This window comes from Pseudomonas sp. 3B-A001-10F (assembly GCF_056313565.1).
This window is the reverse complement of the sequence record NZ_JBQYFW010000021.1, coordinates 24,699-40,248: the sequence shown is the minus strand read 5'-3', so window position 1 is coordinate 40,248 and position 15,550 is coordinate 24,699. Positions and strand designations below refer to the sequence as shown.

Annotated in this window: 16 protein-coding genes and 1 pseudogene; 5 read left to right on the top strand and 12 right to left on the bottom strand. The window is 59.1% G+C overall.

The genetic code is table 11. The annotated features are described in order from the left end of the window. Positions 1 to 131 precede the first annotated feature (131 nt). Both AC0ZWN_RS19100 and AC0ZWN_RS19095 read right to left on the bottom strand, forming a co-directional pair. A complete protein-coding gene (locus AC0ZWN_RS19100) occupies positions 132 to 1,256 on the bottom strand; it encodes an alkene reductase (protein ID WP_476336114.1) in 1,125 nt (374 codons plus the stop codon). A gap of 103 nt (positions 1,257 to 1,359) precedes the next feature. Then, the gene (locus tag AC0ZWN_RS19095; RefSeq protein WP_476336112.1) at positions 1,360 to 2,037 is read right to left on the bottom strand and encodes a type 1 glutamine amidotransferase domain-containing protein; all 678 of its coding nucleotides are present in this window, start codon (positions 2,035 to 2,037) and stop codon (positions 1,360 to 1,362) included. A 212-nt stretch (positions 2,038 to 2,249) separates the two neighbouring features. Here AC0ZWN_RS19095 and AC0ZWN_RS19090 point away from each other — a divergent pair, with 212 nt between their 5' ends. The 4 genes and pseudogenes from AC0ZWN_RS19090 (at position 2,250) to ycaC (ending at position 6,550) form a co-directional block, all read left to right on the top strand. Next, a complete protein-coding gene (locus AC0ZWN_RS19090; protein ID WP_093430772.1) occupies positions 2,250 to 2,834 on the top strand; it encodes a TetR/AcrR family transcriptional regulator in 585 nt (194 codons plus the stop codon). Positions 2,835 to 2,998: 164 nt separating this feature from the next. Next, a complete protein-coding gene (locus AC0ZWN_RS19085) occupies positions 2,999 to 5,125 on the top strand; it encodes a TonB-dependent siderophore receptor (protein ID WP_476336111.1) in 2,127 nt (708 codons plus the stop codon). Between the two features lie 570 nt (positions 5,126 to 5,695). Next, a pseudogene (locus AC0ZWN_RS19080) lies at positions 5,696 to 5,782 on the top strand (AraC family transcriptional regulator); the annotation flags it as partial. Between the two features lie 135 nt (positions 5,783 to 5,917). Beyond that, complete coding sequence (ycaC, locus tag AC0ZWN_RS19075) at positions 5,918 to 6,550, top strand: isochorismate family cysteine hydrolase YcaC (protein ID WP_007916011.1); 633 nt, start codon at positions 5,918 to 5,920, stop codon at positions 6,548 to 6,550. A 99-nt stretch (positions 6,551 to 6,649) separates the two neighbouring features. Here the strand turns inward: ycaC and AC0ZWN_RS19070 are convergent, their stop codons facing one another. From AC0ZWN_RS19070 to AC0ZWN_RS19035, 8 genes are all read right to left on the bottom strand, one after another. Next, positions 6,650 to 7,387: a Fic family protein gene (locus AC0ZWN_RS19070; protein ID WP_476336109.1), complete on the bottom strand. Its 738-nt coding sequence runs from the start codon at positions 7,385 to 7,387 to the stop codon at positions 6,650 to 6,652. Further along, positions 7,384 to 7,647, bottom strand: coding sequence for a hypothetical protein (locus AC0ZWN_RS19065; RefSeq protein WP_476336107.1), 264 nt, complete (start codon positions 7,645 to 7,647; stop codon positions 7,384 to 7,386). Before AC0ZWN_RS19065 ends, AC0ZWN_RS19070 begins: the two co-directional genes overlap by 4 nt. A gap of 141 nt (positions 7,648 to 7,788) precedes the next feature. After that, on the bottom strand, positions 7,789 to 8,712 hold the full coding sequence (locus tag AC0ZWN_RS19060; protein ID WP_476336106.1) for a LysR family transcriptional regulator: 924 nt from the start codon (positions 8,710 to 8,712) through the stop codon (positions 7,789 to 7,791). A 93-nt stretch (positions 8,713 to 8,805) separates the two neighbouring features. After that, positions 8,806 to 9,516: an SDR family NAD(P)-dependent oxidoreductase gene (locus AC0ZWN_RS19055; protein WP_320336628.1), complete on the bottom strand. Its 711-nt coding sequence runs from the start codon at positions 9,514 to 9,516 to the stop codon at positions 8,806 to 8,808. Between the two features lie 49 nt (positions 9,517 to 9,565). Next, positions 9,566 to 10,222 (bottom strand): DsbA family oxidoreductase, encoded by a 657-nt coding sequence (locus AC0ZWN_RS19050; RefSeq protein WP_476336104.1) that lies wholly within the window; start codon positions 10,220 to 10,222, stop codon positions 9,566 to 9,568. Continuing rightward, a complete protein-coding gene (locus tag AC0ZWN_RS19045; protein ID WP_016987787.1) occupies positions 10,219 to 10,434 on the bottom strand; it encodes a tautomerase family protein in 216 nt (71 codons plus the stop codon). Before AC0ZWN_RS19045 ends, AC0ZWN_RS19050 begins: the two co-directional genes overlap by 4 nt. Before the next feature lie 168 nt (positions 10,435 to 10,602). Continuing rightward, positions 10,603 to 11,298, bottom strand: a complete 696-nt coding sequence (locus AC0ZWN_RS19040; protein WP_476336103.1) for a tRNA (adenine(22)-N(1))-methyltransferase — start codon at positions 11,296 to 11,298, stop codon at positions 10,603 to 10,605. 123 nt (positions 11,299 to 11,421) lie between these two features. Next, positions 11,422 to 12,471: an NAD(P)-dependent alcohol dehydrogenase gene (locus tag AC0ZWN_RS19035; RefSeq protein ID WP_093431666.1), complete on the bottom strand. Its 1,050-nt coding sequence runs from the start codon at positions 12,469 to 12,471 to the stop codon at positions 11,422 to 11,424. A gap of 188 nt (positions 12,472 to 12,659) precedes the next feature. On the opposite strand from AC0ZWN_RS19035, the gene AC0ZWN_RS19030 reads away from it, so the two are divergent. Beyond that, on the top strand, positions 12,660 to 13,586 hold the full coding sequence (locus tag AC0ZWN_RS19030; RefSeq protein WP_476336101.1) for a Gfo/Idh/MocA family protein: 927 nt from the start codon (positions 12,660 to 12,662) through the stop codon (positions 13,584 to 13,586). Between the two features lie 79 nt (positions 13,587 to 13,665). On the opposite strand, the gene AC0ZWN_RS19025 is transcribed toward AC0ZWN_RS19030, so the two are convergent. Beyond that, positions 13,666 to 14,604, bottom strand: coding sequence for an AraC family transcriptional regulator (locus AC0ZWN_RS19025; protein WP_093430792.1), 939 nt, complete (start codon positions 14,602 to 14,604; stop codon positions 13,666 to 13,668). Between the two features lie 11 nt (positions 14,605 to 14,615). Then, the gene (locus AC0ZWN_RS19020) at positions 14,616 to 15,449 is read right to left on the bottom strand and encodes an oxidoreductase (protein WP_476336100.1); all 834 of its coding nucleotides are present in this window, start codon (positions 15,447 to 15,449) and stop codon (positions 14,616 to 14,618) included. Positions 15,450 to 15,550: the final 101 nt, after the last annotated feature.

The window sequence follows — 15,550 nt, the reverse complement described above, 5'->3', positions numbered from 1 at the left end:
GCGTCACATTCAATATTTTGGCTGACTGAAATGCCGCTTTCGCGAGCAGGCTAGCTCTCACAAGGGCTTGCACTGCGACTCGGATCAACGTTCCCGCTGTTGCGGGAGCGCTTGACGCCGCGTGGAAAGGGTTAGCCGGGATAAACGGGGTAATCCACATAGCCCTCGGCGGTGCCGCCATACACCGTCGCCGGGTTCAGCGCGTTCAACGGCCAGTCATTGGCAATGCGCGCCGGCAGGTCGGGGTTGGCCATGAATGGGCGGCCGAAAGCGACCAGATCCGCCAGCCCGGAGTCGAGCAGTTGCGCCCCGGATTCGGCGGTGTAGCGCCCGGCGTAAATGATCGCGCCGCTGAAGGTTGCGCGTACTGCCTGACGAAACGTCAATGGCATCGCCGGGGCGTTGTCCCAATCGGCTTCGGCGATCGACAGATAGGCGATGCCCACGTCCTGCAGCACTTTGATCGCTTCGATGTAAGTCGTGTGCGGGTCTTCCTCGACCATGCCCAAATAGGTCCGCGCTTCATCAGTGGTGGTGAACAGCGGGGCGAAGCGCACGCCGACTTTTTCCTTGCCGATGCATTCGGCAACACCGGCCACCACTTCGCGCAGAAAACGCAGGCGATTGTCCAGCGAGCCGCCGTACTGATCGGTGCGCAGGTTGCTGTGGGCCGAGATGAACTGGTTGACCAGATAGCCGTTGGCGCAATGCAGTTCGATGCCGTCGAAACCGGCATCCATCGCGTTGCGCGCAGCCTGGATATACAGCTGCACCAGTTCCTGAACTTCATCAGTGCTCAGTGCGCGAGGTGCTGACGGTGGAACCAGTTCACCGAAGCCGGGCGCGGTTTCGATAAACACGCTGACGCGGTCGGTGGCCACGGCGGAAGCTGAAACCGGAGCTGCGCCGTTGGGCTGCAACGCGGTGTGCGAGACACGGCCAACGTGCCACAACTGGGCGAAAATCACCCCGTCCACGGCGTGCACGGCGTCGGTGACTTTGCGCCAACCGGCGATTTGCTCAGGCGTATGAATGCCCGGCGTCCACGCATAACCCTGGCCACGAGGTTCGATTTGTGTGCCTTCGGTGACCAGCAGACCGGCGCCGGCGCGCTGTTGGTAATACTCGGCCATCAGCTCGTTGGCGATATTGCCCGGTTGCGTGCTGCGCTGACGGGTGAGGGGCGGCAGGACGATACGGTTTTTCAGGGTGTGATGACCCAGTTTGGCGGGGGTGAAGAAACTGCTGTGGTTCATGGATGACCTTGTTTGTGGCTTATTAGACCAGTCGTCTATTGGCTGGGCGAAAAAATAACGCCGGGCAAGACGCACCCGGCGTTTGGAAGGGTTGTAAGAGGGTTTAGCCGAGCATCTTCAGCAGTTTTTCGGCGACGGCGGCGGAACTGGCCGGATTCTGGCCAGTGACCAGTTGCCCGTCGGCGACCACATGAACCTGCCAGTCAGCGACTTTCGAGTAATAACCGCCGAGACGCTGGAACTCGTCTTCGATCAGGAACGGCACCACGTCCGTCAGGCCGACTGCCTCTTCTTCGGCGTTGGTGAAACCAGTGACCTGGCGATGCTGCACCAGCGGTTTGCCGTCAGCGGTAAGGACATGACGCAATACGCCCGGTGCATGGCAGACAAAACCGTGGGGTTTGTTGGCGCGGTCAAACGCTTCGATCAACGCGATCGACTGCTTGTCTTCGGCCAGATCCCACAACGGGCCATGGCCGCCCGGGTAAAACACGGCATCGAAATCCTCAGCACTGACATCGGCCAAACGGCCGGTATTAGCCAGTGCCTGCTGCGCGGCGGAGTCTTTGCGGAAGCGATCAGTCTCGGCAGTCTGCGCGTCGGGCTCATCGCTTTTCGGGTCCAGCGGCGGCTGGCCACCGGCCGGCGAGACGAGCGTGACGTCGGCGCCGGCGTCCTTGAAGGCGTAGTAGGGCGCGGCGAACTCTTCCAGCCAGAAGCCGGTTTTCTTGCCGGTGTCGCCGAGTTGATCGTGGGAAGTCAGAACCATCAAGATTTTCATAGAGCACCTTGCGTAGGTTGGGCGTCTTCGATTGGGCGAAACATTCGCGCATCGGCCACACCGGTCAGAAAACGTTTGTCGGGGCGCAGCATAGATTCCAATTAGACCAGTCGTCTAGTAATTTTTTATCCGAAGGTTTTTCATCGACAGGTATGGCAAACTTCCGTTCCTCCGAAAATACGACTGGTCTATTGCCTGGTAATTCGAGCCCCATGAAACCGACCTACGACGACACCCGCCAACACTTGCTCGACACCGGCCACCGGATGATGGCCGAAAAGGGCTTCACCAGTGTCGGCCTCAACGAGATCCTGCAAACCGCCGGTGTGCCCAAGGGTTCGTTCTATCACTACTTCAAATCCAAAGAACTGTACGGCCAGGCATTGCTGGCGGATTACTTCGTCGATTACCTCGCTGACATGGAACGGCGCCTGACGCTGCCAGGCCTGAGCGCGTACGAGCGGCTGATGGATTACTGGCAGGGCTGGCAGAACCGCTGCACCCTCGAAGGCCACGGCGATGAATGTCTGGTGGTAAAGCTCAGTGCCGAAGTCGCCGACCTGTCGGAGTCGATGCGCCTCACCTTGCGCGATGGCGCCGAGCAAGTGGTGGCGCGCATTGCGCTATGCATCGAACAGGGTCAGGCCGAAGACAGCCTGCCCAAAGGCGATGCCCGGCATCTGGCGGAAACCTTGTATCAGCTGTGGTTGGGCGCGAGTTTGCTGAACAAGTTGCAGCGTACCGGGCAGTCGCTGGAGACCTCGATGGCGATGACGAAACAACTATTGCACGTTTGACCAAGGTTTTTGTGCGACGCAATGGGTGACCTACCTGTCGGCACTCGATCGGTTAAATATACGAATGGGAATAAGTTTCAATAACGGAACGCTTGGTATACCATCGCCGCGTTTTGCTGGCGGTTTTACCCTTCGTTCTGGCCTATTCGTAAGGTTTTCATTTCATGCGTCGTACTCTGCTTTCAATTTGCGTGCTGCAGGCGTTGTCCCCTTCCTCATGGGCCGAACAGGCCGAATCAACACCCGCAGCGCTAGAGCTGGAGGCGACCGACGTGGTCGGTACAGCGGATTACGAACGGGCCGACGGCCCGGTGCAGGGTTACCGCGCCACACGTTCCGCCAGTGCTACCCGTACCGACACCTCGATTCATGAAACCCCGCAATCGATCAGCGTGGTCACCAAGGATGCTGTCGAAGACCTCGGCGCCACGCGTCTGCAAGATGCGCTGGACTATGCCGGCGGTGTGGGCCGGGCGAACAATTTCGGCGGGCAGGGGCTGACGACGTTCACTGTGCGTGGCTTCACCACGGGCGAGTTCTATCGCAACGGTTTCCCGATCAATCGTGGCTACCCGAACATGCCCGACGCCAACACCATCGAGCGTCTGGAAGTGCTGCGCGGGCCGGCAACCATGCTCTACGGCCGTGGCGATCCCGGCGGCACCTTCAATGTCGTGTCCAAACAACCGTTGGCCGAGCGCACGGTCACGTTGGGCAGTCAGTTGAATGATCAAGGCATGAAGCGCGGCACCCTGGACGCCTCCGGCCCGCTGGATGAAGACGGGCGTCTGGCCTATCGACTGAACGTGGTAGGTGAGGGCGGCGATACCTTCCGCGATCACGTCGAGACTGAGCGCTACGGCATCACGCCAGTGCTGACCTGGCAGGCCAGCGATGCCACCCGGGTGATCTTCGAGGGTGATTTCATGCGCAACAATCATCCGCTGGATCGCGGCGTGACGCGTTACCCCAAGCAGATCGGCAGCGCTTCGCGCGATACATTCTTCAGCGAGAAAGACGCCGGCAAATTGCACAACGACAACAACATGGCGCAACTGCGCTTCGAACATCTGCTCAATGATGACTGGACGCTGGGCGGTGGGTTCCAGTGGCTCGACGGCTCGCTGCAGGGCAATGCGATCGAGGCCAACGGCATTGCCGATGACGGTCGAACCCTGGGGCGCAACTTCAACTACCGCAAACTGGAGTGGACCGACAAGGACACGCAGCTCAATCTGACCGGGCATTTCAGCACCGGTGGCCTGCAGCACACCTTGTTGACCGGCATTGAGTATGAAGATTATGACTACAAGTCGATCATTCAGCGCTCCAGCGGCGCGGTCGGCGCCTACCCGATCGACATCTTCGATCCGGTCTACGGCCAGTCGCGTCCGGCACTGACGCGCACGCCGACCCATGACAAGGAAAATCTCAAGACTTACGCCGCGTTTGTGCAGGATCAGGTCGCGTTGACCGAGCGTCTGAAGGTCTTGGCCGGCGCACGTTTCGAGCGTTTCGAGCACGACTATGAAACCTATGTGCCGGGCGGCAAAAACTGGCAGGCCAGTGACAACGCGGTGACTCCACGCCTCGGCGTGACCTACGACCTGACCGAGACCCTGGCGATCTATGCCGACACCGCGCGCTCGTTCAAGCCCAATACCGGCGCGAGTCGTACGGGCGGAGGCTTCGCACCGGAGAAGGGCAAGTCCTACGAAATGGGCATCAAGTGGGAAGCGCTGGACCATCAGTTGAGCGTGGATGCGGCGATCTACCAGATCGAAAAACGCAATGTGCTGACCACCGACCCGGTGGACTCGACCTTCAGCGTCGCCGCCGGGGAAGTGCGCAGCCGTGGTTTTGACCTGAACGTCGCCGGCAACCTGACACCCGAATGGCGGGTGATCGGCGGCTACGCCTACGTCGATGCCGAGGTGACCAAGGACAATGTGATCCGCTCTGGCACGCGCCTGATGAACATTCCGCAGAACAGCTTCAGCCTGCTCAACGTCTACGAGTTTCAGGACGGTGCACTAAAAGGTCTGGGCCTGGGCACCGGACTCAAGTACGTCGACCAGCGTGCCGGGCAAACCGCCAATACCGCGTTCTCGATGGACAGTTACACCGTTGTCGACCTGCTCGGCTTCTACAAGGTCAACGAGAAAGTGCGGCTCAACCTTGACCTGAAAAACCTGTTTGACCGCGATTATGAAGAGGGCGCGTTCGGTAACGTCTACGCCTATCCAGGTGCACCAAGAACCGTGCAGGTGGGGATTTCCTACACCTTGTAAGCCGAGCTCGACGCTGCAACCACAGCCCCTCACCCCAGCCCTCTCCCGGAGGGAGAGGGAGCCGATCGAGGTGTCTTGCGTTATGCATCGACCTGAAAGGTCGCGTCGATTACGCGGGCATCGGTAATGCTTGGCGGTATCGAACTCACCGGTGCTATTGCACGTCGGCGCTCATCGCCAATCTCCCCCAATCGGTCCCCTCTCCTCGGGGAGAGGGAGCCGACCGAGGTGTCTTGCGTTATGCATCGACCTGAAAGGTCGCGTCGATTACGCGGGCATCGGCAATGCTTGGTGGTATCGAACTCACCGGCGCTATTGCACGTCGGCGCTCATCGCCAATCTCCCCCAATCGGTCCCCTCTCCTAGGGGGGAGAGGGAGCCGACCGAGGTGTCTTGCGTTATGCATTGACCTGAAAGGTCGCGTCGATACGCGGGCATCGGCAATGCTTGGCGGTATTGGATTCACCGGCGCTATTGCACGTCGGCGCTCATCGCCAATATCCCCCAATCGGTCCCCTCTCCTGAGGGAGAGGGCTAGGGTGAGGGCAGCTGCTTCGGCACATGCCCGTTAGTGAGCGAGTGCTCGAAATCAGGATGCACGCGGCGCGCAATTTCCTGCTCAACAGCACGCGCTCGGTGGGCGAAGTGGCGCGATTGTGGTCGCTAGAGATTGTCCTTTTTGAGTTGACGGATAAACGCGTTTCAGCCGATTTATCCCGTCCCTGTGCGTCAGTAATCTGTACCCAACTTGAACGCAACAACAACTTCCAACACTGAAAAGGGACGCACACCATGACCACTCCAACCTACAACCGCCTGAACAAAGACGACGCTATCGTGCTGCTGGTCGACCACCAGACCGGCCTGATTTCGCTGGTGCAGGACTTCTCGCCAAACGAATTCAAGAACAACGTGCTGGCCCTGGCGGATCTGGCCAAGTTCTTCGAACTGCCGACTATCCTCACCACCAGTTTCGAACAAGGCCCGAACGGCCCGCTGGTACCGGAGTTGAAAGAGATGTTCCCGGACGCGCCGTACATCGCTCGTCCAGGTCAGATCAACGCCTGGGACAACGAAGACTTCGTCAAGGCGATCAAAGCCACCGGCCGCAAGCAGATCATCATTGCCGGTGTGGTAACGGATGTCTGCGTAGCGTTCCCGACCTTGTCGGCGCTGGCGGAAGGGTTCGACGTGTTTGTGGTAACTGATGCTTCCGGCACCTTCAACACCACTGTGCAGCAAGCCGCATGGAGCCGCATGACCCAGGCCGGCGCACAGATGATGAACTGGTTCTCGGTAGCCTGTGAGCTGCACCGCGACTGGCGCAACGATATTGAAGGCTTGGGTAATCTGCTGTCGCAGCGGATTCCCAACTACCGCAACCTGATGAACAGCTACTCGGCGCTCACCGCTCAGCAGAAGTAAGCCTGCGCGATCCGGACGAAAGCCTGCCCTGAAAAGCAGGCTTTTGTCATTGTTAAGTCAAACCCCGGAATTCAACCGCGACACCACGGAGAGCGCGGATCATTCAAGAGAAGTTGCTCGATACGTTTTATAAAGTCGCTGGACCTCCGGATCATCCAGGCTTTCATACGTAATCCCTTCCTTGTCGAGTCCGTCCAGACCCTTTATCCCGCCAATCATTGCTGGCCATTCATCGCGGCTGGAGATATCGATGACGAAGGGGGTCAGATAACCATCCAAATGGCCTTTGAAAGGGTCTCGAATCTCGTCGGCGAGTGCTCGCAAGTAGTCGTCTTTATTGGTTCTCGACCAGTCGATAGCGAACCGGGTCCGATAGCACAACTCCATGTAGATGAGCAGGATTGTGCGGCCATTGCCATCCAGAAAAGGGTGGGCGGACGCCAACTGGCCCATTACTTCGCCGGGGTGCTGACGAAAGCGTTTTTTATTTGCTGCGAGTTCAAAGGCGTATTCGACGGATCTTTTGATCAGGTCAGGACGTTCGAATATGGTGTGATGCGGATCATCTTTCGACCCTTTGAATACTGCGAGGTGGGGGACCAGTGCATTTCTGTCTTTTCCCGCCCACGGATAAAAACCGGAGAACAGGATTTCGTGGGTCTTGAGGACAGCTTTGTAGTCGATGGGTTTTTTCTTGGCGAGATAAGCAAGGGCATCTTCGATACTGGCTTCGAAGGAAAGGTGCTCGGATTCTTTGACTTCAAGAGGGTCTTTCAGTTTGAGCGAGTTTTGAAGATAACCTTCAGTCTCGAAATCGCCGAAGGGGTCGAAAGTCATGCGCTAAGTTGCCTCTTGCCGCGCCTTTTCTCCTGGAGATAGCGCCCTTGCAGGGCCATGATTTCTGCTTTGTTCAGAACGCCTTTACGCTTGAGATTGACGAGCAATTGCTCAATGCCATCCAGCTCGACAGCATCACCTGCCAGGCGAGTAATGGTCGCGGCCATGCAGCTCATGCTGTCACGCTCAGCGGTAACCTTATGCTTTTGGGCGAGTTTGCGGACTTCGCTCGCAACGCCGCCAGTGGCTGAACCCGTCATATGAACCCCTCGTTTTCTCTTCCGAAGCATAGCATGGCGCCGGCCCTGTAAATTTTCCAGCAGCGCCCGGCTGTCAGCGCGAACAACTCCTTTTCCGGTTGATGGCGAACGCCTTTCAACCGATTTAACCCTTGTACCGCGTTACGCCTGCGCCCACTCATCACGAAACTGCAGCAGAAAATCGACAAACGCCCTGACCCGTTGCGGCACATACCGGCCGTGCGGGTAGAGCAAAGTGTAAGGTCGCGAGCGCCCGGCGTAAGGTTGCAGAACCTCGACGAGGCTGCCGTCGGCCAGTTCTTTTTCGACAATGAATTTGTAGGTCTGAAAGACCCCGGCGCCATGCTTGGCCAAGGTCACGCCACCGAGCACATCATCGGAACAGGAGTAGCCGCCGTCGGAATACACTTCACGGTCGTGGCCGTTTTCCTCGAACAGCCAGGAGATCCGCCGTCCGCTGCTCGGCAGTTCGAACTGAATGCATTCATGTTGCACCAGGTCTTCCAGCGTCTGCGGTGTGCCAGCCTTTTTCAGATAGTCGGGAGACGCGACCACCACCAGTTTTGCATCCTCCAGCAGGCGCGCGACCATGGTCGAGTCCGGTTGGGCACGAACACGTATCGCCAGATCGTAGCCTTCGCCGACGAAGTCGATATTGCGGTTGCCCAAGTGGATGTCGACGGTGACGTCGGGATAGAGCGCACGGAATTTCGGCAGCAGCGGCAGGATGCGGTGATGCCCGTAAGTGGTGGGAAGGCTGATGCGCAACTGACCGGACGGTGAGGTCTGTGCGCCCATGACTTCTTGTTGCGCTTCGACCAGTTGAGTCAGGGCCTGGCTGCACTGCAGGAAAAAGTTTCTACCGGCCTCGGTCAAGCGAATGCTGCGGGTAGTGCGGGCAAACAAGCGTGAACCCAAGCGTTTTTCCAGACGCAGAATCGACCGGCTCACAGCGGCCGGCGTAACGCCTGCAAGCTGGGCGGCGGCGGTGAAACTGCCGGCTTCAGCGGCGAGGCAAAAGAGTTCGATGCTGCCTAACTGCAAGTCTTCAAAGTGGCGCTTCATGAGATAAGCCTGAGGATCAACTGACGGTTCATCTTCAGGCTTATCTCATGAAGCGGCACCGCCGGTACACACCGACGATGCAGCAGGGAGGTATCAATGGCCAGCGCTTTGACCACCGTCAACATGGAGGATTTCGCCAGTGACGAAGTTCGCGCCGTCCAGGTACAGGATCGCCTGCACGATGTCATCGATCTCGCCCATATGCCCAACCGGGTGCAGGCTGCCGAGGGCGGCGTGAGTTTCTTCGCCGTGCATCGGCGTTTTGATGATGCCGGGCGATACCGCGTTGACCCGAATACCACGCTTGGCGTACTCGATGGCCAGAGACTTGGTCGCCGCGTTGATGCCACCCTTGGTCAGCGAAGCGAGCACCGACGGTACGCCGTCAATCGCGTGGTCGACCAGGCTAGTGGTGACGCTGACAATATGGCCGCTGGCGTTTTTCTCCATTTCGGCAATCGCCAGTTGCGAGATATGGAAGAAGCCGCTCATGTTGGTCGCCACCACTTGTGCGTAGTCTTCCTGGCTGTATTCAGTGAAGGGTTTGGCGACGAAGATCCCGGCGTTGTTGACCAACGTGTCGATACGTCCGAAACGTGCAACGGCTTCGCGGATCACGCGCTCGGCGGTCTGCGGGTCGGCGATGTCACCGGCGACGGCGAGAATGTCCGGGTCAGAGGAAGGCTTGATCGAGCGCGAGGTCGCGACAACCTGATAGCCGCGCTCACGGAATCCCTTGACCAGGCCTGCGCCAATGCCTTGCGAGGCGCCGGTAATCACTACAACTTTCTTGGACGTGCTCATGATGTTTCCTCATGCAATCTGGATGGTTTGAATAAACGGATTTCGAAGGTCAGGCGTGAGCCGCAACCTGTGCTGCCTGACGTAGCGCTTGCTCGTAATAAGCGACGGACTGGGAACCGGGGATGACCTGTTTGTCATCGATCACCATGGCCGGAACCGAATCGATGCCGCGTTGCTGATAAAACCGTTCGAGTTCGCGCACTGCCTGGCTGAACTCAGCGGTGGCCAGAAGCGCTTGCGCACGCTGGCCATCGAGTCCGACTGCTTCTGCCAGTGTCACCAGCGTGGCGTGGTCATTCGGGTTCTTGCCGTCAGTGAAGTAGGCCTTGAGCAAGGCCTGCTTCAACTCACGCTGACGTCCTTGTGAGGCGGCCCAGAACAGCAGTCGATGGGCGTCGAAGGTGTTGTGGAAATGGCTGCGTTTTTCCAGGTCGAAGTGAAAACCGATCTGCTCGCCGCGCTCGACGATCATCGCGTTGCGGTCCGCCACTTGCTCGGCGCTGCGTCCGTATTTGCGCATCATGTGCTCGATGGCGTGTTCACCTTCGGCGGACATGTCCGGATTCAGTTCGAACGGTTTGTAGGTCAAATCCACGTCGACTTCGCCTGCCAGGTTGCGGATCGCTTGCTCCAGAGCGGTGGCGCCCAACGCACACCAGGGGCAAACGACATCCGAGACGAAATCGATTTTCACGGCCCGGCTCATGACTGCGAGTCCGCCAACTGTTGGCGATATTCGGTGGTGGTGATGCCGGCATAACCCCAGTTATCGGTGTCGACTTCTTCGATCACGATGTGGGTGAGTTTCGGATCCTTGTGCAGCACCCGCTGCATCGTTTCGGTGATTTCCTTGATGACCTGGGCTTTCTGCTCCCGGGTCACGCCGTCACGGGTGATACGTACGCTGATGAAAGGCATTTGGGGTATCTCCAGTCGCTGGCCCGTCGGAGTGATGGGCGGCTGTTGGAGAGGACTTTAAGAGGCAGGCGGGAATTGATAAATGGGGCTTTAGGTACATCATTTGTGATGCGGTGTATCAAATGCGGGCGTGAGGACTCAGGTGATCCTGGCGCGAAACGCTGGCGCTCAGGCCAGCAGTTCCTTAATCCAGCGCGCTTGTCGGGTGATGTCCTGCAGCTTTTGCTCAGGCAGATTGTGCTGCACGCGAGCGAGATGGCTCAGGGTCTTTTGCTTGTGGCGGAGTTTGTGCTGCCACTTGGTCAGGAATGCGGGGCTGCGGGTCTGCAGGTGCAAGGGGCCGAAGTACAGTTCCTGGTCGGAATAGCTCACCGGTTCGGCGCGTTCGGCAACGATGATTTCGTAGTCGAAGCGGTTTTCCCGCAGCACTTCTTCACTGAGGATGCGGTAGCCGTTTTCCATCAGCCACTGGCGCAAGGGTTGTTCACCGCCGTTGGGTTGCAGGATCAGACGTTCCTGGCCGCTGAGGTGAGCCTTGCCGCTGTTGAGGATGTCGCGGATGGTTTCACCGCCCATGCCGCAGACGCTAACGGCGGTGATGCCGTCGTCGGGTTTGATCGCCGCCAGACCATCCGCCCGGCGCACGCTGATGTGCTGTTGCAGATCGTTCTCGCGCACGGTGCGTTCGGCCGCGTGGAACGGCGTCGCCGCAACCTCGCCAGCCACTGCCGCAGTGATCGAGCCACGACGCATCAGCGCCACCGGCAGATAGCCGTGATCCGAGCCGATATCGGCCAGTCGCGCACCGGCCGGCACGTGGGCGGCCACGCGTTCAAGGCGCATGGACAATGTCTGTTCGTTCAACGGCAACCCCTTGATGACAGGCAAAGGGGTGCGACTCTGGCGAGCAACGTCGGGCCTGTCAAATCCCGGCGACGGAATTCAATGGCCCATTGGCCGCACTTAATGGCCAATGGGCGCTGAGGCTTAGCCGGCCAACGTGGCGTTATCGATCACGAAACGATACTTCACGTCACCCTTGAGCATGCGCTCGTAGGCGTCGTTGATCTGGTCGGCGCGGATCAGTTCGATGTCGGAAACGATGCCGTGCTCGGCGCAGAAATCCAGCATCTCCTGGGTTTCCGGGATGCCGCCGATCATCGAGCCGGCAATCGTGCGGCGCTTCATGATCAGATTGAACACGTTCGGCGAAGGGTGCGAGGTGGCCGGCGCACCCACCAGCGTCAAGGCACCATCTCGCTTGAGCAGGACGAGGAATGCATCGAGATCGTGCGGCGCCGCGACGGTGTTGAGGATCAAGTCGAAACTCTTGGCGTGGGCGGCCATTTCTTCGGCATTGCGCGACACCACCACTTCATCGGCACCCAGCGCTTTGGCCGCTTCGCGTTTGGATTCGGAGGTGGTGAACGCCACAACGTGGGCGCCCAGGGCGTGGGCCAGTTTGATGCCCATGTGGCCGAGGCCGCCGATGCCGACCACACCGACTTTTTTGCCGGGGCCAGCGTTCCAGTGGCGCAACGGCGAGTAGGTGGTGATGCCGGCACACAACAGCGGTGCGACGGCGGCCAGTTGCGCTTCGGGATGACGGATGCGCAGCACGTAGCGTTCATGCACGACGATGTTTTGCGAGTAGCCGCCCAGCGTCCAGCCCGGTGCATCCGGGGTCGGGAAGTTGTAGGTGCCGATCATGCCGTCGCAGTAGTTTTCCAGCCCGCTTTCGCAGTCATCGCAATGTTTGCAGCTGTCGACGATGCAACCGACGCCGACCAGATCACCGACCTTGAAATCCGCGACGTGCGCACCGACAGCCGAAACACGACCGACAATTTCGTGCCCCGGTACGCATGGGAACTGCGTACCGGCCCATTCCGCCCGTACCTGGTGCAGGTCGGAATGGCAGATGCCACAGAACGCGATGTCGATCTGCACATCATGGGCGGCCGGCGCGCGGCGGTTGATCTGCATCGGCTCAAGGGGTTTGTCGCCAGCGTGGGCACCATAGGCTTGAACAAGCATGGGAACATCCTCAATCGGTTTGTCGTAAGGCATTGTTGCTTTTTCAGCGCTGCGGGCAGTAGTGCATTCCTGTGCAATCCTTGCCTGATCCTGTGCGTCGTTGTGACATTGCGCGGACAGACGCTCGTGGCGTTTGCAGGTAATCTCCCGGTTCACTGACGACAACAAAATCAAAACAGGAGTCATTGATGCAACCAATCCGTCTCGGTCTGGTGGGCTACGGCAAGATCGCCCAGGATCAACACGTCCCGGCGATCAACGCCAATCCCGCTTTCCACTTGGTCTCCGTCGCCACTCAAGGCAAACCCTGCGCGGGCGTGGAGAACTTCCAGTCCTTGAGCGAGTTGCTGGAAAACGGTCCGCCGGTGGATGCGATTGCCTTCTGCACGCCGCCGCAAGGTCGTTTTGCGCTGGTGCAGCAAGCACTGGCCGCCGGCAAACACGTGCTGGTGGAAAAACCGCCGTGCGCCACCTTGGGCGAGGCGCTGGCGCTGGTCGATCAGGCTGCCGGGCAGGGCGTCAGCGCCTTGTTTGCCTGGCACTCACGCTACGCGCCCGGCATCGATGCCGCCCGCGACTGGCTCGCCTCGCGCACCCTGCAAAGCGTGCAGATCGACTGGAAAGAAGACGTGCGCAAATGGCACCCCGGTCAGGCCTGGATCTGGCAACCCGGCGGCCTCGGCGTATTCGATCCGGGCATCAATGCCTTGTCGATCGTCACTCATTTGCTGGCGCTGCCGTTGTTTGTCGAATCGGCTGAACTGCGCGTACCGAGCAACTGCCAGTCGCCAATTGCCGCGTCGATCAAAATGTCCGACCCGCGCTGCCTCGATGTGCGCGCAGAGTTTGATTTTGACCATGGCCATGATGAGCTGTGGAGCATCGAGGTGCGTTGCGCTGAAGGCGTGTTGCGCCTGGATAACGGCGGCGCGCTGTTGAGCATTGACGGTGTGCGCCAAGCGGTGTCGGAGGAGGGTGAGTACGCAGCGGTGTATCGGCATTTTCAGCAGTTGATTGGCGACAAGGCCAGTGACCTGGATGTGCAGCCGTTGCGCTTGGTGGCGGACAGTTTTTTTGTCGGCAGTCGGGTGTTGGTTGAGGCGTTTTACGACTAGTGCACCTTCAGCGCTCACCGCTACACACAACGAAAAAAGCCTGCCCTGAAAAGCAGGCTTTTCGTTTGTGGCGTGACCGTCAATGCGACGAAACATACTCCGACGGTGTGGTTGGCAATGGCAGTGCATACGTTGCCTTCATCCACTCGATCTCTGCCTGTGGCGTCCTGCCGAAGAAGCGTTTGAACTCGCGACTGAATTGCGAAGCACTTTCATAGCCAACATTGAAGGCGGCTGCCGAGGCACTCATGGCCTGGCGCAACATCAACAGGCGCGCCTGATGCAAGCGCGTCGACTTCAAATACTGCATGGGTGAGGTGTCGGTCACGCTGCGAAAGTGCAGGTGGAAGTTCGGCACGCTCATGCTCGCTTCATGGGCCAGTTGCTCGACGTCGAGTCGCTGCTGATAACAACTATGGATCTTGCGGATCGCACGGGTCACTTTGCCGAAATGTCCCTGCCGGTTGAGCGCGGCGCGCATGGAGCCACCTTGCTCGCCGGTCAGGATGCGGTAATAGATTTCCCGCAACAGTGCCGGCCCGAGGATTTGCGCTTCGCCGGCAACGCTCATCGCTTCCAGAAAACGCAGGGTGGTTGCCCGCAGTGAAGCGTCCATCGGCGAGGCATACATACCTTTGGGCGGGGCATCGCTTGGGCCATGCACGTCATCCACTTGCAGCATCAAATCGCTGGCCAACTGGAAATCGAGGTGCATGTAGATCGCGAGCATCGGCTCGGTCTCAGTGGCATCGGTCTCCATGGTGAAAGGGATCGGCACCGAGACCACCAGATAGTGCTGGGCGTCATAGACGTAGGTGTCCTCTCCCAGATAGCCGCGTTTGCGGCCCTGGCAGAGAATCACGATGCCGGGGTCATACAGCACCGGGGTGCGCGTCAGGGGGCGATTCGAACGCAGGAAGCGCACGCCTTCGAGGGCGCTGAGGTTGTAGCCCTCGATCGGTGCGAGGGCTTTCATGAGCTGCACCATGCGCGCGGTGCCTGCATCGACCTGCGTCATCACATCCTCTCTCAATGATCGGTGGACCGGCTCAGCGCTTCCCATTGGTCAATCTCGCTGGCAGCATTTTTCAGTTTGTCACGGACCAGACGCAAGGCGTCACTGCCCAATAGCAAGTGGGCCGGTGGTGTCGGGCTGGCGATGATCTGCAGCATCGCTTGGGCAGCCTTTTGCGGGTCGCCGAGTTGCTTGCCGCTTTTCTCTTCGCGGGCTTTGCGGATCGGATCGAAACTGGCGTCATAGTCGGCAATGCTGCGCGCGGTGCGTTGCATCGAACGGCCCGCCCAATCCGTGCGGAACGAACCCGGTGCGACGGCAGTGACGAAGATGTTGAACGGCTGCAGCTCCTTGCTCAGGGTATCGGAGATCCCTTCGAGCGCAAATTTGCTACCGCAGTAGTAAGCGATGCCCGGCATGGTAATGGTGCCACCCATGGAGGTGATATTGAGGATGTGCCCCGCACGACGCTGGCGAAAGAAGGGCAGAAACGCTTTGATCACCGCCACCGCGCCGAACACGTTGACGTCGAATTGACGACGCATGTCTTGCAGCGGTGATTCTTCGCAAATGCCTTCGTGGCCATATCCGGCGTTGTTGACCAAAACGTCGACGGGACCGTGAGTGGCTTCGACTTGCGCAACGACGCTGTCGATCCGCTCGAAATCAGTGACGTCCAGCACCACCCCGTAAGCGTTATCCGGGGACAGTGCCTGGAAGTTTTCCAGATCGGTTTCATTGCGCACAGTGCCGATGACACGGTGGCCGTTGGCAATAGCTTCTTTGGCCAGCGCATGGCCGAAACCGCTGCTGACGCCGGTGATGAACAGGGTTTTAGCGTGAGTCATGTCGAGCTCCCATTGGGTCAGGTCTGAGTCCATGGTAGCGATCAGCAAACGGGGCACCTATGCCGGTTTATCTTCGAGCATTGCCTATTCCTATCGGGCTG